The sequence below is a fragment of the Streptomyces milbemycinicus genome (genome assembly GCF_002154605.1).
Lineage (GTDB): Bacteria > Actinomycetota > Actinomycetes > Streptomycetales > Streptomycetaceae > Streptomyces > Streptomyces milbemycinicus.
On sequence record NZ_MUNE01000073.1, the window covers coordinates 1 to 22,490 of the forward strand.

At 69.9% G+C, this 22,490-nt stretch carries 18 protein-coding genes; 7 read left to right on the forward strand and 11 right to left on the reverse strand.

Going from position 1 to position 22,490, the window contains the following annotated elements; genetic code table 11:
* A partial coding sequence (locus CCN51_RS06690; RefSeq protein ID WP_211303207.1) for a beta-ketoacyl synthase N-terminal-like domain-containing protein occupies window positions 1-751 on the reverse strand: 751 nt, incomplete at its 3' end.
* A gap of 253 nt (window positions 752-1,004) precedes the next feature.
* A complete protein-coding gene (locus CCN51_RS06695) occupies window positions 1,005-2,141 on the reverse strand; it encodes an amidase domain-containing protein (RefSeq protein WP_014173325.1) in 1,137 nt (378 codons plus the stop codon).
* 205 nt (window positions 2,142-2,346) lie between these two features.
* Here CCN51_RS06695 and CCN51_RS06700 point away from each other — a divergent pair, with 205 nt between their 5' ends.
* Together CCN51_RS06700 and CCN51_RS06705 are read left to right on the forward strand one after the other, a co-directional pair.
* Window positions 2,347-2,583 (forward strand): hypothetical protein, encoded by a 237-nt coding sequence (locus tag CCN51_RS06700; protein ID WP_014173324.1) that lies wholly within the window; start codon window positions 2,347-2,349, stop codon window positions 2,581-2,583.
* 10 nt (window positions 2,584-2,593) lie between these two features.
* Complete coding sequence (locus CCN51_RS06705) at window positions 2,594-3,718, forward strand: hypothetical protein (protein WP_014173323.1); 1,125 nt, start codon at window positions 2,594-2,596, stop codon at window positions 3,716-3,718.
* A gap of 21 nt (window positions 3,719-3,739) precedes the next feature.
* On the opposite strand, the gene CCN51_RS06710 is transcribed toward CCN51_RS06705, so the two are convergent.
* Together CCN51_RS06710 and CCN51_RS06715 are read right to left on the reverse strand one after the other, a co-directional pair.
* Window positions 3,740-4,432 (reverse strand): response regulator, encoded by a 693-nt coding sequence (locus CCN51_RS06710; RefSeq protein ID WP_014173322.1) that lies wholly within the window; start codon window positions 4,430-4,432, stop codon window positions 3,740-3,742.
* A complete protein-coding gene (locus CCN51_RS06715; RefSeq protein ID WP_014173321.1) occupies window positions 4,429-6,102 on the reverse strand; it encodes a sensor histidine kinase in 1,674 nt (557 codons plus the stop codon). The genes CCN51_RS06710 and CCN51_RS06715 overlap by 4 nt, the downstream gene beginning before the upstream one ends.
* Window positions 6,103-6,200: 98 nt before the next feature.
* Between CCN51_RS06715 and CCN51_RS06720 the strand changes: the two genes are divergently transcribed.
* The 3 genes from CCN51_RS06720 to CCN51_RS06730 all read left to right on the forward strand — a co-directional run bounded on the left by CCN51_RS06720 (window position 6,201) and on the right by CCN51_RS06730 (window position 12,626).
* On the forward strand, window positions 6,201-7,187 hold the full coding sequence (locus CCN51_RS06720; RefSeq protein WP_014173320.1) for a Bug family tripartite tricarboxylate transporter substrate binding protein: 987 nt from the start codon (window positions 6,201-6,203) through the stop codon (window positions 7,185-7,187).
* Between the two features lie 87 nt (window positions 7,188-7,274).
* Window positions 7,275-8,702, forward strand: coding sequence for a GntP family permease (locus CCN51_RS06725; protein WP_014173319.1), 1,428 nt, complete (start codon window positions 7,275-7,277; stop codon window positions 8,700-8,702).
* Window positions 8,703-8,855: 153 nt separating this feature from the next.
* The gene (locus CCN51_RS06730; RefSeq protein WP_086859358.1) at window positions 8,856-12,626 is read left to right on the forward strand and encodes a CHAT domain-containing protein; all 3,771 of its coding nucleotides are present in this window, start codon (window positions 8,856-8,858) and stop codon (window positions 12,624-12,626) included.
* Window positions 12,627-12,641: 15 nt separating this feature from the next.
* Here CCN51_RS06730 and CCN51_RS06735 read toward each other — a convergent pair whose 3' ends face one another.
* Window positions 12,642-14,690, reverse strand: a complete 2,049-nt coding sequence (locus CCN51_RS06735) for an alpha-glucuronidase (RefSeq protein ID WP_405381013.1) — start codon at window positions 14,688-14,690, stop codon at window positions 12,642-12,644.
* Between the two features lie 167 nt (window positions 14,691-14,857).
* Between CCN51_RS06735 and CCN51_RS06740 the strand changes: the two genes are divergently transcribed.
* The gene (locus CCN51_RS06740; RefSeq protein ID WP_043488740.1) at window positions 14,858-15,361 is read left to right on the forward strand and encodes a YfbM family protein; all 504 of its coding nucleotides are present in this window, start codon (window positions 14,858-14,860) and stop codon (window positions 15,359-15,361) included.
* 108 nt (window positions 15,362-15,469) lie between these two features.
* On the forward strand, window positions 15,470-17,068 hold the full coding sequence (locus CCN51_RS06745) for an amidase family protein (protein WP_014173315.1): 1,599 nt from the start codon (window positions 15,470-15,472) through the stop codon (window positions 17,066-17,068).
* Between the two features lie 14 nt (window positions 17,069-17,082).
* Here the strand turns inward: CCN51_RS06745 and CCN51_RS06750 are convergent, their stop codons facing one another.
* From CCN51_RS06750 to CCN51_RS06775, 6 genes are read right to left on the reverse strand one after another with little or no spacing between them, the layout of a single operon-like run.
* A complete protein-coding gene (locus CCN51_RS06750) occupies window positions 17,083-17,955 on the reverse strand; it encodes an acyl-ACP desaturase (RefSeq protein ID WP_014173314.1) in 873 nt (290 codons plus the stop codon).
* Entirely contained in the window at window positions 17,952-18,821 is an 870-nt protein-coding gene (locus CCN51_RS06755; protein WP_014173313.1) for an SAM-dependent methyltransferase, read from the reverse strand. Before CCN51_RS06755 ends, CCN51_RS06750 begins: the two co-directional genes overlap by 4 nt.
* A complete protein-coding gene (locus CCN51_RS06760) occupies window positions 18,818-19,108 on the reverse strand; it encodes an acyl carrier protein (RefSeq protein ID WP_014173312.1) in 291 nt (96 codons plus the stop codon). The genes CCN51_RS06755 and CCN51_RS06760 overlap by 4 nt, the downstream gene beginning before the upstream one ends.
* On the reverse strand, window positions 19,105-19,635 hold the full coding sequence (locus CCN51_RS06765; protein ID WP_014173311.1) for a PaaI family thioesterase: 531 nt from the start codon (window positions 19,633-19,635) through the stop codon (window positions 19,105-19,107). Before CCN51_RS06765 ends, CCN51_RS06760 begins: the two co-directional genes overlap by 4 nt.
* The gene (locus CCN51_RS06770; protein ID WP_014173310.1) at window positions 19,632-20,498 is read right to left on the reverse strand and encodes a hypothetical protein; all 867 of its coding nucleotides are present in this window, start codon (window positions 20,496-20,498) and stop codon (window positions 19,632-19,634) included. Before CCN51_RS06770 ends, CCN51_RS06765 begins: the two co-directional genes overlap by 4 nt.
* Window positions 20,495-22,201, reverse strand: a complete 1,707-nt coding sequence (locus CCN51_RS06775) for an AMP-binding protein (RefSeq protein WP_245881583.1) — start codon at window positions 22,199-22,201, stop codon at window positions 20,495-20,497. The genes CCN51_RS06770 and CCN51_RS06775 overlap by 4 nt, the downstream gene beginning before the upstream one ends.
* Window positions 22,202-22,490 lie beyond the last annotated feature (289 nt).

Here is a 22,490-nt window from a genome sequence, read left to right on the forward strand (position 1 = left end):
CCCGCTGCCGCGCAAACTCCAGGAAAATGCGTGGGGTCGACATGACGGCCACTCCACCCGCCAGCGCCATGGAGCATTCCTCGGCCCGCAGTGCCTGGCAGGCCAGATGCAGGGCGACCAGCGACGACGAACACGCCGTGTCCACGGTGACCGCAGGCCCTTCCAAGCCCAGCGTGTAGGCGATTCGGCCGGAGGCGATGCTCCCCGCGCTGCCGGTGAGGATGAAGCCCTCCGCGGACTCCGGGGGCCTTGAGGCGTGTCCGACGGGGTAGTCCGGTGGGTTGATGCCGGTGAACACGGCGGTCCGGCTGCCGCGTGCGGAGGTCGGGTCGATGCCGGCGTGTTCGAATGCCTCCCACGACGTCTCCAGCAGCAGCCGCTGCTGCGGATCCATCGCAAGCGCCTCACGTGGTGAGGTCTCGAAGAATTCGGCGTCGAATCCGGCAGCCTCGTAGAGGAAGCCACCGTGTCGCGTGTAGCAGGTGCCGGATCGGTCCGGGTCCGGGTCGTACAGCCGCTCGACGTCCCAGCCACGGTCGGTGGGGAAATCCCCGATCGCGTCCCGCTCCGCCACGATCAGCTGCCAGAAGTCCTCCGCGGACCGGACCTCGCCGGGGAAGCGGCAGGCCATGCCGACAATGGCGATGGGTTCTTGCTCCCGCTCGGTGACCTCGTAAAGACGACGGCGAGTCCGGTCCAGGTCCGCGGTCACTCGCTTCAGGTAGCTGAGGAGTTCGTCTTCGTGCACCAAAGTGGGATCACTTTCTTGAGCGTCCTTGAACACGCATGGCCGCTCGGCAGAGGCAGCAGTCAGAAGCAGACGTTCATGGACTTATATGCCAGGGCGGAAGAACGGCGGTCGCGTGGGACTTGAATGCACCTCGAGTAGCGGTGAGGGCCGCCTGTCCGCGCCGAAAAGTGTTCTGGGAGACAGTTGGGCCCGCTGCTCCCACCACGGGGGTGTGGGAACAGCGGGCCCAGGCGGCCGAGATGGTGGCCGGGTATCAGGTGCGGTAGGCGTAGTACGCGGAGTTCGGGTACGACGAGAGGAGGCTGGACAGCGACCGCCGGTAGGTGTCGGTGTCGTGGTAGGTGAGGTACGGGACGCCGCTCGTGCTCCGATACGAGGTGATCATGGTGTGATCCTTGGCGCCGTCCTTGTCGAAGTCCACCTGAAGGACGTCACCGATGTCCATCTGGTAGGCGTTCGCGAGGGCGGTGGTCCGCTTCGCGGTCTGCGTGAACCAGGACCACTCGTTGACGCCGACCCAGGTGTCGGACTGGCTCGACGTGCCGTACCACCAGGTGTCGTAGTCCTCGGTGGAGGCGGTCGCGTGCTTCCAGCCGCCTGCGTAGAGAGACTGGCTGATGTAGTTGGTGCAGTCCCCGCCGGCGCTGTTGAAGCGGCGGTAGGCGGTGTTGTAGTTCTTCCAGTACTTCTCGGCGTACGTCGCCATCGCCGCGTAGTTGTACGTGGTGCCGGTGCCAAGGTTCTTGGGCTTGGCCGGCGCCGGGTACGTGGTGGCGGCGCGGGGGGCGTCGATGATGGCGCTCGGGCGCACCGGCGCCGTGCTCGTCGCCGGGACGGGCTCGTTGACCGGGCGGGGGCCCTTGTCCGTGCGGCGGACACTCACCAGCTGCCAGGTGCCGTCCGTCTGTGCCGTGAAGGTGAGTTCGTGGTGTGCGGTGAAGCCGGTGGTCGGGGGCTCGTCGCCGCGGATCTTCTCGTAGGTGAGGGTGGTGGCTTCGGTGACGCGGACCGTGGCCTTCCGACCCTCCACACGGGTGCTGTCGACGGTGGTCTTCGTGTCGGCGTCGCTGTAGGCCTCGCCGAGCGCGGCCAGCCGGGCGCGCGTGTCCTGCACGGAGGCCAGGCTGGTGCTCTCCGCGCGGGAGGCCGCGAGCGAGAGCCGCACGTCTCCCTGCGACTTCTGTGCCGTGCGGGCGAGTTGGGGCCGGTCGAGCAGGGCGGCGGTGCGGTCGGTCAGTACGGCGTCCGCTATTCGGCCGAAGGACGCGATGGTGGTCTGCGTCGCCGCGGGCGCCGAGTCGTCGGCGGTGGCGTCGGCTGCGTGGGCGGCGGACAGGGGCAGCAGCGCGGCGGACAGCACGGTTGCGGCCACGGTTGAGTAACGGCTCAACGTCCGAGATCTCACTGGGATTCTCCTTGGCCCCGGGTGGTCTGACCCGGGTGTCCGTCATCTTTGCACGTTCTCCTCAACCTCCTCAGTTGCTTCACGATATGTCCGGTCTGATGTGGTCACTCCGCGGTCGATCGCCGCGCCTGCCCGCCCCTACCCGCCGCCCCCGGACGGAGATGTCCGTGCCGCCTGCTATCCAGGAGCCATGGCAGACACGACGTACCCCGAATTGCTGGGGACCATCGATGAGTTCGCCGGGACAATGGACCCGAAGGAGCAGGTAGCCCGCCTTTACGACCTGATGGCTCCGTTGCTCGACCGTGTTGCGCAGGAGAGCGAGGAGTTCAGTGATGAGCCTGTGCTGACGCCCGCGGATGTGGTGCGCGGGCTCGGGACGATACACATGGAGATCACGGCCTCAGGATGCCGGAAGAATGGGTGAGGGTGCTGTCATGGGCGACGCAACACAACACACCCTCCGGGAGTTCGCGGAGGTCTTGGTCCGGCTGGGCATAGCGACGGAGGAGCAGGCCGCGGTCGGTCTGGCGGAAGCCGCCGGGATCGGCATGGACCTTGATGAGGACTTCGATAACCCCGACGAGCTGACCTTCCTCGTCGGCGAATGCGGCATCGGCTTCCAGACGCCCGAAAAGGTGCTGGGCTATCTCGAGGACGGGTACGCGGAGTTGCTGCTCGACGCGGCGGCGTGCTCAGGCGGCTCGGTGGTGGTCGACGATGTCGAGCTGGTGAAGGATGAGGACGGAGAGGAGTATCTGCACTTCCGGCGCAATGGCCGGTCGATTTGGCACCCGGCGGAACACCTCTCCGACAGCACGCGCTACATGGACTGGAACACCGCCTTCGACGCCATAGGCGACCTCGTGCCCGGCAACGACGATCCACGGGGTTTTTACCAGCTGGACGAGGATTCCTATGACGCCTGGTGGCTTCTGCTCACGCCCGAACAGGCCAAGGATCTCAAGGAGTTCGGTCTGCCGATGCCGGTGGATCTCGGCAATTGGGTGCGTGACGAGATGCCCACGGGGGAACCCGGCACGCTCGCGTGGTACATGGAGGACGACCGCCTGCACGCCAGTGAGGAGTCCCGCCGGTTTCTTGACGAGTGGCTGACCTCCATGGACGCCGCACTGGACCGGTGGCGTACGGCCCATCTGCCCGATGACTTCCCCTTCGACTACTCACCGGACTCGCTCTTGGTGCTGGAGAGGCTTGTGCTGGACCGTTTCGACGGCCCCGCCTCGCTGGAGGCGGCGGCCGGTGACGGAGACGAGTTCTACGCGGGCGCGGTGCGGTACGTGGGGGAGACCGCGCTGCGGATGTGGCCGTGCCGTTGGACGTACCGGCACTCCGACGACCGCTTGATGGTGTTCACCAACGAGCCGATGGTCTGTCCCAACGCCCCGGGGAGATTCGCGTGGGAAGTCTCTCCCCGCTACGCGCTGCACACCCTCGTGCGAGACCGTACGCCTCATAGCCTGCGGGAGTACCTGAGCACAGTCGAGAACGCGGTCGACAGCTACCACAAAGTGCTCCGCGCCCGCACCCGTGGTCGCTAGTCGGCCACAGGTGTCCGCTCGTCATACCCGCCAGCTGTACCGGCGCTCCGGCCGTCCGGCGCTGCCGTAGCGCAGCGCCACATCGGCGTGGCCGGTGTCGTGGAAGTACTCCAGGTAGCGGCGGGCGCTCACCCGGGAGACACCGGTGGCGGCCGCCGCTTCGGTGGCGGAGAGGGTGCCGTCGGCGTCGCGGAGCGCCCGTTCGATCAGGTCGGCGGTCTCCACGCTCATGCCTTTCGGCAGGGCGTTGCCCGCCGCGGGCGCGAAGGCCCCGGCCAGGGCGCGGTCCACGTCGGCCTGGCCGCGGACGACGGTGGTGAGCAGTCGCCCGCGCCGGGTCGCGTACCGTTCGAGGCGGGGCTGCAGGTCCTCGTAGTCGAAGGGCTTGAGGAGGTAGTCGACGACGCCGTGGCGTACGGCGTCGCGTACTGCGTCGGCCTCGCGGGCCGCGCTGATGACCAGTACGTCGCAGTCGTGTCCGGCGGTGCGCAGCCGGGGGATGACGTCGAGGCCGAAGACATCCGGCAGGTACAGGTCGAGCAGGACGAGGTCGGGGCGCAGCTCGTCCACGGCCTTGATGGCCTGCTCGCCGGTGTGAGCGGTACCGACGACCCGGAAGGAGGGGATTCGTTCGACAAACGTGCGGTGGACCCGGGCGACCATGAAGTCGTCGTCGACGACCAGGACGTCGATGGTGCCGGTCGGCTCGGTCATGGGGTAGCTCCTTCCGCCACCGCGCCGGTGGGGTGGCCGACGGACATGTGCGCGGTGAACATGGCGCCCTCGGCCGTATTGGTGACCGCGATCTCTCCGCCGCGGCGCTCGCAGACGAGACGGGTCAGGGCGAGCCCGATGCCGCGCTCGCCCTCTTGGGCGGCCTTGGTGGTGAAGCCGTGTGCGAAGACTTCTTGGGCGAGTTCGGGGGCGACGCCGGGGCCCGAGTCGCGTACCACGATCTCCACGCTGGCGGCGTCCTGTCGCAGTTCGACCTCCACCCACGCCTCGTCATACGGGACGCCGCCGTGGAGCGAGCCGTCGGGCTCGCCCGCGGTGGCCGCGTCGATGGCGTTGTCGACGAGGTTGCCGACCACGGTCGCCACGTCGGCGGCGTCTTCCGGGGCGAGGCGGCCCAGCCCCGTACGGTCGGAGATGCGCAGGGCGACCTTCCGTTCGGCGGCCTGGGCGGACTTCGCCATCAGCAGCGCGGCGACGGCGGTGTCGCGGACCCGGCGGCCGACGGTCATGTCGAGTGACTGGCGGCGCTGGTTCAATGCGCGGATGTAGCGCACCACCTCCTCCTGCTCGCCGATCTGGATCAGCCCGGAGATGGTGTGCAGCTGGTTGGCGAACTCGTGCGCCTGGGCGCGCAGCAGCTCGGAGGTGCTGCGGAAGGAGCCGATTTCGCGCTCCAGGTGGGCCAGTTCGGTGCGGTCGCGCAGGGTGGCGACGGAGCCGAGCAGCCGGCCGTCCTTGGTGACCGTCATCCGGTTCATGACCAGGACGCGGCCGTGGCGGACGACGACCTCGTCACGCGCGTCCGCGGTGGTGTCCTGCGCCCCGGTCAGCACGTCGAGTAGCCGTCCGTCGATGCCGAGCTCGGCCACGGTCCGGCCCACGCTGTCCACGGGCAGGTCGAGCAGCCGCCTGCCCACGTCGTTGACGAGGGTGAGGCGGTGCTGCGGGTCCAGGGCGACGACGCCCTCGGCGATGCCGTACAGCATGGCCTCGCGGTGCTCGGCCAGTCCGGTGATCTCGCGTGGCTCCAGTCCGAGCGTCTGGCGTTTGACGCGCCGGGCGAGCAGCCAGGAGCCGACGACGCCGAGCGCACTGGCGACGCCGAGGTAGATCAGCAGATACGAGGAGACGCCGCTGAGCCGCTGCCACACCGTCGGGGACGCCTCGCCGACCATGACCGTGCCCAGCCTCCGGCCCACGTCGTCCCCCGTGGTGCCGAGCACCGGCACCTGGGCCACCAGCTCCCGGTTGCCGTCCCAGGCCAGCGAGCCGGACCAGCCCCGGCCCGCGCCGACTCCCTCGCCCAGCGGCAGCCGGTCGCCGACCACCGTGGGATTGGTCGAGCTGACGACGCGGCCGGTGCGGTCGGCCACCGTCACCGAGGTGACATCGGACTGCACCTGTGTGGAGTGCACCAAAGGGGCCAGGGCCTCGGCGGGCGCGGGTTTCACCAGCCGGCTGTGTACGAGAGGGTGGGCGGCCAGCTGCTCGGCCAGCGCGCTCACCCGCCGTCCTTCCACCCGGTTGAAGGTGGCCTCCGACTGTGCGAGCGAGACCGCGGCGACCGCCAGCAGCACCACCACGACGATGGCGAGCTGGAGTACCAGCATCTCGCCCGCGAGCGTTTGGCGACGGAACGCGGCGACCACAATGAACTCAATCTCTCCTGGTGACACAACCTGGGCGACTCTCCCGCCAGGCCGCACAATCATGACGTCCGCCGTGCGAGAAGCGAAAGGGAGGTGCCATGAGAGGACGTACCCGAGCCCTGTCGGGCACCGTAGCCCTCCTGCTCTCGCTGGTTCTCGGCGGCTGTGGCGCATGGCCGGACACCGGAGCGGCCGATGACGGTCTGCGCATCCTGGTGCCCAACACGGCCGGGGGCGGATACGACACCACGGCCCGGACCGTGGCCCGTGTGCTGGAGGAAACCGGCACCGCCTCGGATGTGCAGGTGTTCAACCTGCCGGGTGCCGGTGGAACGGTGGGTCTCCAGCGGACCGTCAACGAACGCGGCAACGGCCGGCTCGCCCTCCAGATGGGCCTCGGGGTCCTCGGCGCGTCGCATGTCGTGCACGCGCGGGTGACCGTACGGCAGACCACCCCGATCGCGCGCCTCATCGAGGAGCCCGAGGCGGTGGTGGTCCGCAAGGACTCGCCGTACCGCACGGTCGAGGACCTGGTCACCGCGTGGCGGACGGGCCCGCGGCGGGTCAGGGTCGGCGGCGGCTCCTCTCTGGGCGGTCCGGACCACCTGTTCCCCATGGAGCTGGCCAGGACCGTCGGAATTGCTCCCCGGCAGGTGAGGTACGTCGCCTACGACGGCGGTGGCGGCGATCTGCTGCCCGCGCTGCTTGACGGCAGGGTGGACTTCGCCACCAGTGGCATCGGTGAGTTCCTGGACCAGATCCAGGCGGGCCAGCTGCGGGTGCTCGCGGTCACCAGCGACCGGCCGGTGGCCGCGCTGCCCGGTGTGCCGACCCTGAAGGCGTCCGGCATCGACCTGGTGTTCCACAACTGGCGGGGGATCGTCGCCCCGCCCGGCATCAGTCCCGAGGACCGCAAGCGGTGGATCCGGGCGCTGACCGCGCTGCACTCCTCGCGGCAGTGGAAGGCCGAGCTCACCCGGCACGGCTGGACCGACGCCTTCATCACCGGCGGCGCCTTCGGCGCCTATCTCAAGCGGCAGGACGCCGCGGTGGCCGACCTGGCCGCGCGCCTCGGACTCGACTGACCGCCTCCCGCACGGTGCTCGTCCCGCGGGTCACGCACGCCTTCTTTCCGTCTCCTGATTCGTGCATACGTTCGAAAGGTATCCCGTATGACCGCACACACCTGGTGGCTGCTGGTGATCCTCACGGTGGCGATCACCGCACTGATCTACCTGATCAACTCACGGCTGCGCGTCCACCCCTTCGTCGCACTGATCGTCGTGACCGTCGCCACCGGACTCGCGGCCGGCGAACCGGTGGCCAAACTGATCGACTCGATCGAGGAAGGCGCGGGCGGCACCCTCGGGGACGTCGGTGTCACGCTGGCACTGGGCGCCATGCTGGGCCGGCTGCTGTCCGACTCCGGAGCCACCGACGCCATCGCCCGCGGCCTCGTCGAACGGGCCGACACCCGCAGGCTGCCCTGGCTGGTCGGCGCGGTGGCGTTCGTCATCGGCATCCCGATGTTCTTCGAGGTGGGCCTGATCGTCCTGCTGCCGCTGATCTTCAGCGTGGCCCGTCGGCTCGAGGACCAGGGCGGCACCAAGGGCAGCCCGTACGTGCTGCTCGGCGTCCCGGCCATCGCCTCCCTGTCCACCCTGCACGGCATGCTGCCGCCCCACCCCGGCCCGCTGACCGCCATGACCGGCCTGCACGCCGACCTCGGCCTCACCCTCGTCGTCGGCGTCGTCTGCGCCATCCCCACCGTCATCCTGGCCGGCCCCGTCTACGCCCGCTGGATCGCGCCTCGGCTGCCCGAGGTCCGCCCGGACGCCGAACTCGTGGCCCAGTTCACCGGCACCGGACAGGGATCCGCGGCGCCTTCCTCGGGGCCCGGCGCGCAGTCGCGTACGGACGCGGGTCCCCGCTCCGGCGTGTCCGTCGGGCTGGCCGTGGCGGCCGTGCTCGTTCCGGTCGCGCTCATGCTGCTGCGCACCTTGGCCGAAACGCTGCTCGACGAGTCCAGCGGGCTGCGCGCCGGCCTCGCCTTCGCGGGGGAACCGCTGGTGGCGATGTTGGCCGGTGTGCTCTTCGCCCTCGGCGTGACCATCATCGGCGGTGGCCGCTCGGGGGAGGAGACCCACGCCTCCCTGACCAACAGCCTCAAGTCCATTGCCGCGATCCTCCTCATCATCGGTGGTGGAGGCGCGTTCAAGCAGGTCCTTCAGGACTCGGGGATCGGCGACGCCATCGCGTCGGCCGCCGAGGGAGCCCATATCAACGTGATCGTGCTGGGCTGGCTCATCGCGCTGCTGCTGTCGCTGACCACGGGCTCGGCCACCGTCGGCATCGTCTCCGCGACCGGCATCGTGGCCCCGCTGATCGGTGGCGGCGGAGGCCTGGAGGCATCGCTTCTCGTGGTCGCGATCGGCGCCGGCTCCCTCGGCCTCAACTACGTCAACCACGCCGGCTTCTGGCTGGTGAAGGAGTCGTTCGGCATGGATCTCGCCCAGGCCGCCAGGACCCAGACCGTCGTCCAGACCCTGGTCAGCGTGCTCGGCCTGCTCATGGCCCTGCTGCTGTCGGTGTTCGTCTGACTCCTGCCGGCCGTCCTGGGCGAAGACCCACGTGGACGGCCCGCCGCCGGGGTAGATGACCTGCAGCGGCCTCGGCGGGCCGTGCGGCAGTCGGCGATGGCCGCCGGCCCGACCCGCCGGGGCGTGCGGCCATCGGACACGGGGGAGTGCGGGGTGGACAAGGAGCGGCGTCACAACGACAACGGAGACAGCGGGGACACGGGGCCGGTGCTGCGCGCCTGGGCCGACATCGCCACCCGCCAGGCCAACGAGGTGATGCGCCGACCGGCGGACGACCCGGCGCGGACCGCCGCGCTGTGGCAGACGATCCAGCATGTGGCCGCCATCGAAAAACTGTTGCCCGCGGACGATCCGCTCCGGGATGGCATCGTTCCTTCGCTGGGCATCCTGATGTGCGTCTGGCTCGACAGCCGTGGCCCAGGCCAACAGCGCGACGCGGCCCGGCAGGCACGGGAGTACACCCTGCACCACCTGCGCTGGGCCGACCGCACCAGGCCGCTCACCGACCCGCTCGCGGTGCAAGCCCGCAAAGCGCTGCTCTGGCTGCTCGTCCCGGAGCACTACGCGCGAGCCATGCGCGCCTTGCGCCACGGCCCCCGCCAGGAGCCGCCGCTTCGCGCCTCCGGCCCGCAGCCGCTGACCGCAGCCACGCGGGACGAACTGGCGGAGGCCACACACGTTCTCGGGCGCCTCTTCGAGGCCCCGAAGGATCCGCAGCTGCTCCGACTGCTCGGGGCCGTCGTGTCGGAGATCAAGCTGACACTGTCCGAGGCGGTGGCACCGCACGAGGAGAACACGACGGAGCCGACGGGTACGGCACCCCTGGAAGACGCCGGCGACGCGTTGGACGACGCCCTCCAGGGCGTGTTCGCCTGGGCCTTGGAGGACATCCCTCGGTTCACGGGTCTCCTGCTGTGGCTGAGCGGCGCGGTGTACGAGGTCAGGATCTCCACCGAGAAGGCCGAGGAGGAAGTGGCGGTCCTGGGCCTGGACCGACCGGTCTTCGCGCCGCTGCGCGAGCTGCTGGCCAAGCTCAGGTCGGGCGAGGGCGACCCCCGGGTGCTGGCCGAGGGCGCCCGGCGCGGCGCGGACGTCGCCCGGCGGGCCCTGCGGGAGTTGCCGGCGGACGTACCCGAACGGGCCCGCATGGCCAAACTGCATGCCGCTCTGCTGCTGCAGGCCAACTTCCTGGTGCCCGGCATGATGGACTTCGACGAGGTGGACGAGGCCGTGTCGGAGCCGGACCCCGACCCCGCCGGCCGTTTCGGCGGGCCGGGCCAGGTCACTCTGGAACAGTGGCTGACCAGTCTGATCGATGCGGTACGGGTGCAGCAGACCGGCGATCTGGCACATCTGGAGAGGGGCACCGCCCGGCTCCGGGAGATGATCGACGGGCTGTCCGGGGAAGGCGAGAAGGCCATGCCCGCCCGGCAGGCCGTGGCCAGCGCCCTGGCCGGGCGCGTCAACGCGGCGGCGATGCTCGGGGGCAGCTTCCAGGCCGCCGACGCCGCCCTGACGATGGCCAGGGAACTGCGCGCCGCCTACCGCCGCGACGGCTCACCACCGTCCAGGGACATGGTCAACGCGGTGGTGTTCGCGTCCCAACAAGAGCTGGCCCTGGCGCGCCGCAGCGACGACCCCACCGTGCTGCCGCGCCTCGTCGAGGAGCTGACCGACCTGTACGCCACCCTGCCATCCGATCAGGAGAACCGCTTCGCCATCGCCGCCACCCTGGCCGATGCCCATCAGGAACAGTCCGCCCGCAACCAGGACCCGGCCGAACTCCGCGCCGCGGCCCGGTACCTCCGGGACGTGGTGGAGACCGATGAGCGGCAGATCGCCGCATTGCTCGCACCGTACTTCCCGGCCGTACGGGCCACCGCGATGATCCAACTGATCATGATCGAGCCCAGCCGGGAGGCCGCCGACCACGCCGTCGCGGAGGTCCATCGGATCCTCGAGGGACCGCAGCCCACCCCCTACCAGGAACTCCAGCTGCGGTACCAACTCGGCCGGGCCCTGCTGCACACCGCCCGCCACCTCGATGACCCGGGCCTGCTCGACCAGTGCATCACCGAGCTGGCCCGGGTCCGCGAGCTGATGGCCCAGGGGCACGGCCTGCCGCACAACGTCGATGCCTTGACGCAACTGTCCGAGGCGTACTGGCTGCGCCGCGAGCGCCACCGTCCGACCGCGGTCGAGGACGTGAACGCCAGCCTGGCCGCCCGAGGCGAGGCACTGGTCAGGCTGGCCTCGGACGTCCTCCTCCAACTCGGCTCCGAACACGGCCTGGCCGTGGCCCGCACCGGGGCGGCGCAGGCACTGTGGCTGGCCTACTGGAACACCGTGATCGGCCGCCCCGCCGATGCGGTGGACGCGCTGGAGATGGGCCGGGCCCTGGTGCTGCGCGCCGCGGCCGCGTCCCGCGGCATTCCCGAGCTCCTCGAAGCCCGCGGCCACCCGGATCTGGCCCGGCAGTGGCGCGCCGAGGTCGCCACGGACCGGCTCCCGTCCGATGCCCCGGCCCCGCTCCTGGGCCGGTCCACGGAGCGGCAGATCCCGGGCACCCTGCGCCGCCGGGCACTTGACGCGCTGGGCGCGGGCAGCGGCGCGGACGCCCGGAGACTGCTCGGCCCTCCGGACCTGGCAGGGCTGAAGGCCGGTCTCACCGCCGCCGGCACCGATGCGCTCGTCTATCTCGTCCTCGGGCTCCAACCCGGCCAGGACGGCTTCGCACTGATCCTCCGCCCCGACACCGGCAACGCGCCGCCCACCGTCCTGAAGCTGCCGCTGCTGACGCCAGGCAGCCCGCCACTGGAGCGTTACCTCGACGCCACGGCCCGACGTTCCCAGGCCACCGCCACCGCCACCGCCACCGCCACCGCCACGGCCGCCGACGCCACGGCCGAGCCGCGCGGGCAGACGGCGCCGGACCGGGAATGGGAGGCGGCACTGCGCGAGCTGTGCGACTGGGCCTGGCCCGCCGCGATGGGCCCCGTCCTGGCAGCCGTGGGGCCGCTCGGTCGGCCGCCGCGGATCGTCCTGGTGCCGTGCGGAGCGCTCGGCGCGGTCGCCTGGCATGCGGCGCGCACCCCGTACGGGCGCGACGGCCGCGCACACCGGTACGCCTGCGAGGAAGCGGTGCTCAGCTACGCTCCCTCCGGAGCCGAGTTCCTGCGGGCCGCGGCCCGGGACCGGCTGCCCATCGCCGCCGGACAGGTCCTGGTCGCCGACCCCGAACTCTCCCTCCTGTGGGCCGAGATCGAGACCGAGGCGCTGCGCGCGGCCTGCTACCCGGACGGCCTTTGCTACGGCGAGTTCCCCACGGCCGTCAGCGACGCGCCGGGCACCCCGGAGGACATCCTCGCCGTCCTGCCCGGCGGCAGCTCCCCGGCCGCCGCCGTTCTGCACATCTCCTGCCACGCACTGGTCGGCCCGTATCCCACCCGCTCGGCGCTCTGGCTCGCCACCCCGCCGGACGGCCACCAGGACGCCGGACGGCTGACCGTGGCCCGCATCCTGGACGGCACCGCCACCGGACAGCCGGCCGCCGCGGGCCCGTTGGTGGTGCTCAGCGCCTGTGAGACGGATCTGAGCACCCGCAACCACGACGAGGCCCTGACCCTGTCCACGGCCCTGATCGCCCGCGGCGCCGCCGATGTCATCGGCTCGCGCTGGGCCGTCCGCGATGCCTCGACGGCTGTGATGATGGCCGTCTTCCACGACTTCGTCACCACCCACGGCCTCGCCCCGGTGGACGCGCTGCGCGCCGCCCAACTATGGATGCTCGACCCGCAGCGCGAGCCACCGCCCACCCTCCATGACGATCTACGCGGCGAGGCTGCCCGCATCGACCTCGACCAGGTCCATCTCTGGGCCGCCTTCACCCATCAGGGCAACCCGGCGGCCCGGAGCACGGTGTGAACACGCGTATCGAGCTCAGTAGATGCGGCGCCCGCGGGCGTCCGGTACGCCGGACTTCCGGAAGAAGTAGGTGTTGATGTGGTCGCGCCACTCCCGGGCGCTGCGAAGCTGCTCCTCGTAGCGCTCCGCGACCCGGGCGTGGCGTGCCGAATCCACCAGGTCCGCGAGCCCGGCCCACACCCGATGTGCCTCCTCGACCTCTTCCACGCCCTCGAAGTGTGTGTCGTAGATGTGCTGGATCACCGTTTCGCCGCTGTGCAGCACATGTCCGTACGGCACATGGTGGAAGAAGAGCAGCAGCTCGTCCGGGCAGGTCTCGGGCGATTCGTACGCCTGCGCCCACGGCTTCGCGTACTGCCCCGCGTACCCGGTGCCGGTGGCCTGGCTGCGGTCGACGCCGACTCCGTCCCGGTCGGCGAAGTGGTACGTCCCCCACGGGCTGTACTCGTAGCCGTCCACGCTGGGCCCGTAGTGGTGTCCGGGCTGCACCATGAAGCCGATGCCGAGCGGCGCCGTGTACTTCTCGTACGTCCGCCAGGAGCCGTCCAGAACGGCCCGCAGCCCGCTGCGCAGCCGTGCGGGATCAGCGGTCTCCTCGGGGGCGAAGGACAGCTCGATCCACTCGTGCAGGATCGCGCGCGGGTCCGCGTCGGGCTGCCAGGCCAGACGGCCGACCGCGTACAGGTTGGCCTGCGCAAGCGGATGTCCGGTCCAGAACGGGTCGTCACCGGCGCTCGACACCGCCACCAGGCCGCCGCCGCGCGCCAGATCCCCGACGCTGGGCCCGTCCTCCCCGCCCCGCCGGAACCGCAGCGCGTCGCTCCACATCGGCCCGAGCCAGCACACATGCTTTTGCTGCCCGGTGTACTCCTGGGTGGCCTGTATCTCCACCGCCAGCCGCGTGTTCGGCAGCGCGCCGATCACCGGGGAGACGGGCTCGCGCGTCTGGAAATCCATCGGGCCGTGTTTCACCTGGAGCACCGCGTTGGGCGCGAACTGGCCGTCCAGGGGTGCGAAGTGGTCGTAGGCCGCGCGTGCCCGGTCCACCGACCGGTCCCGCCAGTCCTGCCGATGGTTGTACACAAAGGCCCGCCAGTGCACCGTGGCGCCGTACGGGGCGAGCGCCGCGGCCAGCATGTTGGCGCCGTCCGCGTGGCTGCGGCCGTAGGTGAACGGGCCGGGCTGGCCCTCGGAGTCGGCCTTCACCACATACCCGCCGAAGTCGGGGATCGCCGCGTACACCCGGCCGGTCGTCTCCGCCCACCAGTCGGCCACCGCGGCGTCCAGCGGATCGGCGGTGGGCAGGCCGCCGAGCACGACGGGGGCGGCGAAGGAGACGGACAGATGCGTCCGGATCCCGTACGGGCGCAGCGCGTCCGCGATCGCGGCCACCTCGCCGATGCGGTCGGTCAGCAGATGCGCCTCGGTTTCGTGCACATTCACGTTGTTCACGGTGACCGCGTTGATACCGGACGCGGCAAGCAGCCTGCCGTAGCAGCGCACCCGCTCCAGCTCGTCCCGCGAGCCCCGGGCCAGGCCGTCCCGCCAGAACAGCGAGCCACCCGAGTACCCGCGCTCCACCTGGCCCATCACCGGATGCACCGCCACGTTGTCCCAGTGGTCCAGCATCCGCAGGGCCAGCGCCGGCCGGTGCGTCTCGCGGGCACGCTCGCCCTCGAAGGCCGCCTCGCCGAGCCGCACCAGATGGAACAGCCCGTACAGCAGCCCGGCCTGACCGGCGGCCGTCACCCGGGTGACGCCCTCGGCCCGCACCAGCGCGTACCCCTCGTCCCCGAGCCCGTCCCCCTCCTCGCCCTGTCGGCCGAGCTCCAGCACCAGGTCGTACGGCGCACCCTGCGCCCGCGCATCCCGTACGACCTCCCCGCCGAACCGTGCGCAGGCGCCGGCCACTTCTCCGTGCACCGTGTCCACCAGTGGGCCCGTTCCCAAGATCAGCGTGCGCCGGGAACCGAGCGGGCGGAACACCTCGGGCGGCAGCCACGCCGGGTCCACGCCGCTGGGCAGCGCGGGCACAGGGACGGTAACGGATGCGGATGCTGTCACGGAAACCCCTGGTCAGTGCGGATCGAGCGGGCCGGACCGGCTGGGTGCGGGCGGGCGGCCCAAGTATGCCGTGTGCCCGTCGGGGCCGGGAGAGGCCCGGACCAACTTGTGCGCGCACGAGCACGGGGGTGGGACGCGCTGTCAGTGCCCATCCGTACCATCCGGCCATGAGCATGATCGGAGAGTACGCGCGTCTGACCCCGGCCGAACTCGAGCGCGCGGTCCGCGACCCGGACTGGGCCAGGGAGTTCATCGGCGAGCTGATGGACACGGAGTCGGACGAGGGGCCCGCGACGTCACCGGCACGCTGCCACGACACCGACAAGGCCTGGCACGCCCTCGACTTCCTGCTGAGCCGCCTCGCGTTTCCCGTGGACGTCGTCTTCGGTGAGGAGGCAATCGCCGGGGCCGACGACTGGGGCTATGGGCCGCCCCGCTATCTCACGCCGGAGCGGGTGCGGGTGGCGGCCGAGGCCTTCGCCGCGATGCCTCCGAAGGCCCTGGTCAGCGGCGTCACTCCGGATGATCTCGTCAAGGCCGATATCTATCCCGTCATCATCTGGGTGGGCGACGAGTCGCTCGACTATGTGACCAGCCACTACCAGGCGCTCGTCCCGTTCTTCCAGGCGGCGGCCCGCGACGGGCACGCCGTGGTCATCTGGCTCGACTAGCGAGGCCGTCGGACGCATGACGTTTTGGGCGGCGGCGCGAAAGGCCCTTGTGCCGGGCCGTCGGCCTGTAGTCGGCTGATTCTCATGAGGAGCAAGAGGAAGCGGAGCATGAGGAAACGGAGCGCTGCCACGCTGATCGCCGCCCTGGCCGCGGCGTCCCTCGGCGCCGGGGCGCCGAATCCGCGTGCGGAAGCCGCCGAAGCCGGTGTCGATGTGCCGCCGCCGACCGGTGTGTCCGCGGGGCTGGGGGTCGACCTCGACACGGTGACGATCCCGGAATTACAGGCTCGTATGGCGGAGGGCTCACTGACCTCTACGGCGCTGACCACCGCCTACCTGCGGCGGATCGAGGCCGTCGACCCCAAGATCCACGCGGTGTTGCGCACCGACCCGACGGCGTTGCGGCAGGCGGCCGCCAGCGACATAAGGCATCGGAGCGGCGACACCCGTGGCCCGCTCGACGGTATCCCCGTCCTGCTCAAGGACAATGTGAACACCCGCGATATGCCCACGACGGCCGGGTCGCTGGCGCTGGCCGGCAGCCCGCCGGACGTGGACGCCGCCCTGGTGACCCGGCTGCGGAACGCGGGGGCGGTGATCCTCGGCAAGACCAACCTGTCCGAGTGGGCGAACTTCCGCGCGGCCAAGCCCACATCAGGGTGGTCGGCGGTGGGCGGCCAGACCAACAACCCCTACGTGCTGGACCGGAATCCATGCGGGTCCTCCGCCGGTTCGGGCGCCGCGCTCGCCGCGTCGTTGGCGCAGGTGGCGATCGGCACCGAGACGGACGGCTCCATCGTGTGCCCGGCCGGGATGAACGGGGTGGTCGGCCACAAGCCCAGCCTCGGGCTGGTCAGCCAGGCCGGTGTGGTTCCGATCTCCGCCGAGCAGGACACCGCGGGGCCTATGGCGCGCAATGTGGTCGACACCGCGCTCACCCTGTCCGTGATCAGCGGCACCTCACGTCCGGGCGGCCCGGGCGGCCTCGCGGACGAGATGACGCGCCCCAGCAGTCTGCGCGGCAAACGGATCGGCCTGTGGCGGCTGCCCTCGCTCGGGCCGCGGGTGGACGCCCTGATGACCCGTACCGCCGAGAAACTGCGCACCGCGGGGGCCGAGGTCGTCGAGGTGACACCTCCGTATCAGCAGCGCCTCGCCGAACTCGAATTCCCGGCTTTGCTGAGCGAGTTCCACCGGGACATCGACGCCTATCTCGCCACCCGCGACGGGCCGCGCAACCTCGCCGAGCTGGTCGAGTTCAACCGCACCCATCCGGCGGAGCGGACCTGCTTCGCCGGTCAGGAGCTGTTCGAGCAGGCGCTTGCCGCGCCTCCCACCACCGACCCGGGATACCGGGCCATGCGCGCCGAGTTGAAGGACCTTTCCCGGCGTTCCATCGACGAGACCATGGCGGCGCATCGGCTGGACGCCATCGCAGCCCCCACGAACCCGCCCGCCTGGACGACCGACTGTGCGCGGGGCGACAACGATGTGATCCCGTCCTCAACGCCCGCGGCCGTGTCCGGATACCCGTCGTTGTCGGTGCCCTCCGGGTTCGTGGACGAGTTGCCCGTGGGCCTGCTGCTGATGGCCGGTGACCACCAGGACGCGGGGCTTCTGTCGCTGGGGGCGGCGGTGGAGCACCGGCTGCACGCGTGGCGAGCGCCGCGCTATCTGCCGACGGTGGGGCCCGACGCCTCCCGGTGAGAGATGCGTGGCGGTCAGACGGCACGGATGCGGTGGATGAACTCGGCCAGGTCGGCTGTCGACGCGCCGCCTTTTGTGGTGCTGAAGTTGTTGACGAGCCGGATCAGGGCGCCGTACGCCTCCGTGTGGTTGTACGACACGGTATCCGCGACGCGCAGTGACCACCGCCAGTATCCGTTGAGCGTGTCCGCCAGGGGCATACGGAAGGTGGAGAGCACGTCTTTGAGGTCCGGTATTGTCGCGGCGAGTCCGTGCCGTGTGATGTAGGCGGTGAGGATTTCGGTGTAGAACGCGAAGTGCCGGGCCTCGTCCCTGGCCAGCCGGTGGAGCAGTTCGCGCAGCACCGGTTCGGTGGCGATCGCCTTGAACCGCTGGTAGAAAAGTTGCGTGGCCTTTTCCTGGACCAGTGTGTAGGTGAATGCCTGGACGGGGCTCTCGTAAGGCAGTGAGAACTTCTTTCTGCCTTCCTCGGCCAGCTCCCGGAGCAGTGTGTCCGGGTCGCTGATACCGGCCTCGATTTGATATCTGGTCAGGACCGAGGCGTGCCGTTCCTCCTCGTTCGCCCACGAGATCAGAAACCGGAAGTACTCGCGGTTGAAGCAGAACTCCTCGATGGCCAGGTCCTCACCGGACACCGGGAAGGCGTCCAGGAAGTAAGTGAGATACCCGGGAATGTGGTCCTCGATGAAGGTGATGAACCGCACGACCGAGCGGTCGGTCTCGGTGAGTTCTTCCGGCCGCAGCGCTGTCCAGGGCAGCTCGTCGATGGACCAGTGGTGGGTATCGGCGCGACTCACCGCCTTCCGGGTGAGCTCTCCGAGCTCCGCGGGGTCGAGGGAGGGCCGGAGCGGTTCCGGAGGGGATACGGGCGGGGCGGTGTCGCTCATGGTGCCTCCGTCGGGCCCATCCGGGACTTCCGTGCGCTGAGCGCGTAGTGCTTGGTGGTGTAGCCCCAGCCGGCGTTGGCCGTCCGGAGATAGCGGATCAGTGGCTCGCTCATGCCCGGTGCCGTCCGTTCGACGCGGTCGCGCGCGGCGTGGACCCGTTGTTCCCAGTCCTCGATGGTGCGGTGGTAGTGCGCGGTGAGATCGGAGAGCGCGGTGAGGCTGAAACCGGCCGACTCCACGGCCTCCACGAGCGTGGAAAGCGGCACCATATCGGCGAATCCGAAGATGTCCTCGGTGACGTGCTTGGTGCCAGGCCGCCGTGAGAACTCCTCGTAGGCGGCGCGGTTCCGGAAGCAGCTTTCCGACAGATACAGCGATCCGCCGCGGCGCAGCAGTTCGTGGACCGTGCCCAGCACCGCCGTCCGGTTCGGCATATGAACGATCGAGCCGAGCATGGTGATCGCGTCGTACGGCCCGGCCACCTCGATATCGCTGAAGGAGCCGTGCTCCAGCGTGACCAGGTCCGCCACGCCCGCCGCCTCCGCCTGGGCCCGGATGTACTCGAGCTGGGGGCGGGACGGCGTCACACCGGTGGCGTGGCAGCCGTACTCCTGGGCCATGAACAGGATCAGGCTGCCCCAGCCGCAGCCGATGTCGAGCAGCCGCTCACCGCCGGTGAGGCCGAGTTGCCGCGCGACGAAGTGCAGTTTGTCGGTCTGTGCCTGGTCGAGGTCGGTGTTCTGGTCGGTGTACAGCCCGGAGCTGTACTTGAGCCGCCGGTCGAGGTAAATGGCGAACAGCTCAGCGGGCAGCTCGTAGTGCTTGTTGGTGGCCTGGTACGCCGCTTGGGGGGTCACGGTGGTCATGGTGTCGTCAGTTCTCCGCTGACGTAGTTGTGCACCAGGGTGACCAGTTCCTCGACGGTGTCGGCGGCGAAGACGGCCTGGTCGTCGAACTCGATGTCCCACTGGCGCTCCAGTTTGGAGACCACCCGCAGCAGTTTCATCGAGTCGGCGCCGGGCAGCGCCTTGAGGGGGTCGCTGAGGCCGATCTCGGCGGGGGAGACCTCCAGTTCGGTGGCGAGATATTCGATGGTGACCGCGGCGATGTGCGCGCGGCTGGTGGGCTCGTGGCCGGTGGGTTCGGCGGTCATGACTCTCCCGTACCGTGGTCGAAGTAGTGCTGGACGCGGCCGAAGGCGGCATCGTCGAGCTGCATGAGTTTCCTGGCTTGTTCGGAGCGGATCGGCTGGTAGGTGCCGGTGGCCATGACGTGCAGTTCGCCGTCGGACCCGGTGATCTCGGCTTGGGTGTGCAGCACTCCGTTGCCCTGGCCGCTGATCCGCGCGACGGTCAGATACGGTTCGCCCACCGCGAGCGGCAACAGCATCTTGCTGCGCAGGGTCACGGAGAAGGCGAGCAGGCCGTGCACCAGTGCGAGGGTGTCGCCCATCACCTCGTCCAGCAGCACGTTCACGATGCCGCCGTGCACGATCCCCGGGTAGGAGGCGTAGTTTTCCGAGAAGGAGGTTTCGGCGGCGTGGTCCCCGTTCGGCAGCCGCTTCAGACGCAGCTTGAGCCCGATGGGGTTGCGCGGTGAGCAGCCGAAGCAGTTGAAGGAGGGCTCCGCGTGCCAGGGGAGTTCGATCGCCTCACCAGCGGTGTGCTGTGCGGTGCTCATGCGGGGACCTTGCTGTTCAGCGACTCCTCGGCGATCGCCCGCCGCACATCGGACATCTTGGTCAGCTTGTGGCCGGTGAGCGCGGAGAAGTACTTGAACAGCTGCTCACAGCACTTCGTCCATTCCTTGCCGTCCTCGTCGACCTCGGCGAAGTAGGCGAACATCTCGTCGATGGTCTCGTGGTTCTCCAGTTCGGGCAGGTTTCCCTTGAACCGGCTGACCGGATGGCGGTACAAGTCGCGGGTGGTGCCCATGTAGATGTACAGGGTTTCCACGACCGACGCGCATTCCTGTGGCCGTGCGGCCAGCTGCTGCGCGGTGTAGTGGACGAACTCGCGTGCGTGGCGCGCCTCGTCGCCGCTGGCCTTCTTCAGGATGGCGGCGAGGAGCGGCTCCTTCATGGTGCGGGCGACGCATTTGTACGCGTGTGTGGCAAGGACCTCGCAGATGACGTTGGTGGCCAGGGTGGCCGCCCTGGTGACTCCCGGCGGGTACGCCTCGCGCATCGAGGCGATCGTCCGGTGGTCGATGCCATGGCCCGCCAGCTGCAGCCAGGTCTGGAAGGCGAGATGGTGTTGGATCTCCTGATAGCCCCAGATGCAGGCGAACTGCGAGAAGTCGTAGTCCGTGGCGAACTCGTTGAGCAGGCCGTGGGTCGCGGCGATGACGTTCGACTCGCCCACGATGGCCCCCTTGGCGAACACGATGTGCTCGGGTAACACCAGATCGGGCCGGAACTCCTCCCACGGGATGTGGTGCAGCTCCCAGGTGGCGTGCTGATAGTCGGCGAACACCCGGGCGCTGTGCATCCGGTCGTCCGCGAGCAGGGGGACCCCGGCCGGCGACTGTGTTCTGCTGTTCACACCCGTTCTCCTCGGTCTGGACTTCCGGTGGCGGGGTACGCCACTGCGCTGTCGCCGTCAGCGGCGGCCACCCGCCGCGCGGCCAGTACGCGCTGCCACTTTCCACTGGTGGTGCGGGGGATCCAGCGGGGTTTGACCGCGTAGACCCGCACATGGGACAGGTCCAGCTCGGCCGCCACCCTTCTGCGGACCTCCGCGAGCACCGGGGCGGGGTCGGCATCGGTCTCCACGATGACGCCGATCCGCTCGCCGCCCTCGGCATCGGTGTCGGAGAAGGCGACACAGCGGTGGCGGTAGACGCCCGGTACGGTGCGCGCGACATTCTCCACGTCATCGGGGAAGAAGTTCTGCCCGTGCACCACGACCATTTCCTTGCGCCGCCCCGTGACGTACAGCTCGCCGTCGAGCAGGAAGCCGAGATCGCCGGTGCGCAGCCAGCCGTGGTCGAACACCTCGCGTGTCGCCTCGGGGGCGCGGAAGTAGCCGGTGGTCACCGGCTCCCCGGCGATCTGGATCTCGCCGAGCGTGCCGTCGGCCGCCACCGCCCCGTCGTCGCCGACGATCCGCAGCTCGATGCCGTGCACCGCGCGGCCCACCGAAACCACCGGCTTGGCCGCGGTCGCTGCCTCGTCGACGGTGTGCGCGACACCGGTCGTGGCGAGCTCGTCGCGGTCCACCGTGCGGATCTTCGGGGTGTCTCCGGGCCTCGGGTAACTGATCGACAAGGTGGCCTCGGCCATGCCGTACACCGGGTACATCACCGAGGGGCCGACGCCGCTGGGCGCCAGTGCCTCGGTGAACCGCCGCACGGTGGCCGAGCTGACCGGTTCGGCGCCGTTGAACGCCAGCCGCCAGCTGGACAGGTCGAGCGCGGCAAGCCGCTCCGCCGGCACGCGGTCGAGCAGATAGTCGTAGGAGAAGTTGGGCCCGGTCATCACCGTTCCGCCGTGTGCGGCGAAGTGTTCGAGCACCGTGCCCGGGCGCCGGAGGAAGGTGGTCGGCGAGAACGCGTGGACATCGGCGCCGTTGAGCCAGTGGGCCTGCAAACCGATCAGACCCATGTCGTGGAAGGTCGGCACCCACTGGACGAACACATCGTCCGGGCTGAAGGCGCCCGAGACCACGCAGGCGCGCAGACCGGCCATGGTCGTGCGATGGGGCAGCATCACGCCCTTGGGCAGACTGGTGCTGCCGGAGGTGAACTGGACGATGGCCAGCGAGTCGGGATCGACGGTGGGCAGCGTGAGCGGGCTGCCGGTGGCGCTCGGCGACGGCGGGGACACCAGGGCCACCTCGGTGGCCATCGTGGTGAGTTCATGGCCGAGTTCGTCGTAGTCGGGGTCCAGCACGAGATGGCGCAGACCCGCGACGTCCGCGATGCGCGCCAGGCGGCGCGCGGTGTCCCGCGGGTCACCGAAACCGGCCTGGACCGGCAGCACACTGATCGCCGCACCGGCCCGCCAGAGCCCGAAGACCGTGGTGAAGAACCGGGCGGCGGTGGGCACCAGCACGCCCACGATGTCACCGGGCCGCACCCCGGCGCGCAGAAACTCGTGCGCCGCCGCGGCGGAGGCCACATCGAGGTCCGCCGCGGTGATGTCGTCGCCGGCGGTGGGAAACCTCGCGCGGGAGTCCGGTGAGGCCTTCGCCAGCAGGGTCAGGCTTTCTCCCAGGGTCTGTCCGTCCAGCAAGGCAGGTCGCATGGATCGCTGCACACTGATTCCCCTCATGCGGGTCGAAGACCAGATTCATGCATTCCGGACCCTTAATTGATAACTCGAACGATCAATTCTGAGCGGGCAATCCGAAGCGCTTTTGAGTCGGGCAATGACAGTTCTGGAGATCTCATCATGGCATGGCCGCGCGAGGCGCAGCGCCGCCGACGGGAATGACTAGGAGATCTGCTAAACACCCGCTCCACCGAGATGCTGGGCTTGGAAGCGCTTGACCGGAAAGGTTAGCCTGCCGATCTCATCGCCTCTTCCCGGGAAT

Bases quoted from the DNA above. Each gene is read 5' to 3' on its own strand.
- CCN51_RS06700 (WP_014173324.1), top strand. From the start codon at position 2,347: ATGGCAGACACGACGTACCCCGAATTGCTGGGGACCATCGATGAGTTC.
- CCN51_RS06705 (WP_014173323.1), top strand. From the start codon at position 2,594: ATGGGCGACGCAACACAACACACCCTCCGGGAGTTCGCGGAGGTCTTG.
- CCN51_RS06710 (WP_014173322.1), bottom strand. From the start codon at position 4,432: ATGACCGAGCCGACCGGCACCATCGACGTCCTGGTCGTCGACGACGAC.
- CCN51_RS06720 (WP_014173320.1), top strand. From the start codon at position 6,201: ATGAGAGGACGTACCCGAGCCCTGTCGGGCACCGTAGCCCTCCTGCTC.
- CCN51_RS06725 (WP_014173319.1), top strand. From the start codon at position 7,275: ATGACCGCACACACCTGGTGGCTGCTGGTGATCCTCACGGTGGCGATC.
- CCN51_RS06740 (WP_043488740.1), top strand. From the start codon at position 14,858: ATGAGCATGATCGGAGAGTACGCGCGTCTGACCCCGGCCGAACTCGAG.
- CCN51_RS06745 (WP_014173315.1), top strand. From the start codon at position 15,470: ATGAGGAAACGGAGCGCTGCCACGCTGATCGCCGCCCTGGCCGCGGCG.
- CCN51_RS06750 (WP_014173314.1), bottom strand. From the start codon at position 17,955: ATGAGCGACACCGCCCCGCCCGTATCCCCTCCGGAACCGCTCCGGCCC.
- CCN51_RS06755 (WP_014173313.1), bottom strand. From the start codon at position 18,821: ATGACCACCGTGACCCCCCAAGCGGCGTACCAGGCCACCAACAAGCAC.
- CCN51_RS06760 (WP_014173312.1), bottom strand. From the start codon at position 19,108: ATGACCGCCGAACCCACCGGCCACGAGCCCACCAGCCGCGCGCACATC.
- CCN51_RS06765 (WP_014173311.1), bottom strand. From the start codon at position 19,635: ATGAGCACCGCACAGCACACCGCTGGTGAGGCGATCGAACTCCCCTGG.
- CCN51_RS06775 (WP_245881583.1), bottom strand. From the start codon at position 22,201: ATGCGACCTGCCTTGCTGGACGGACAGACCCTGGGAGAAAGCCTGACC.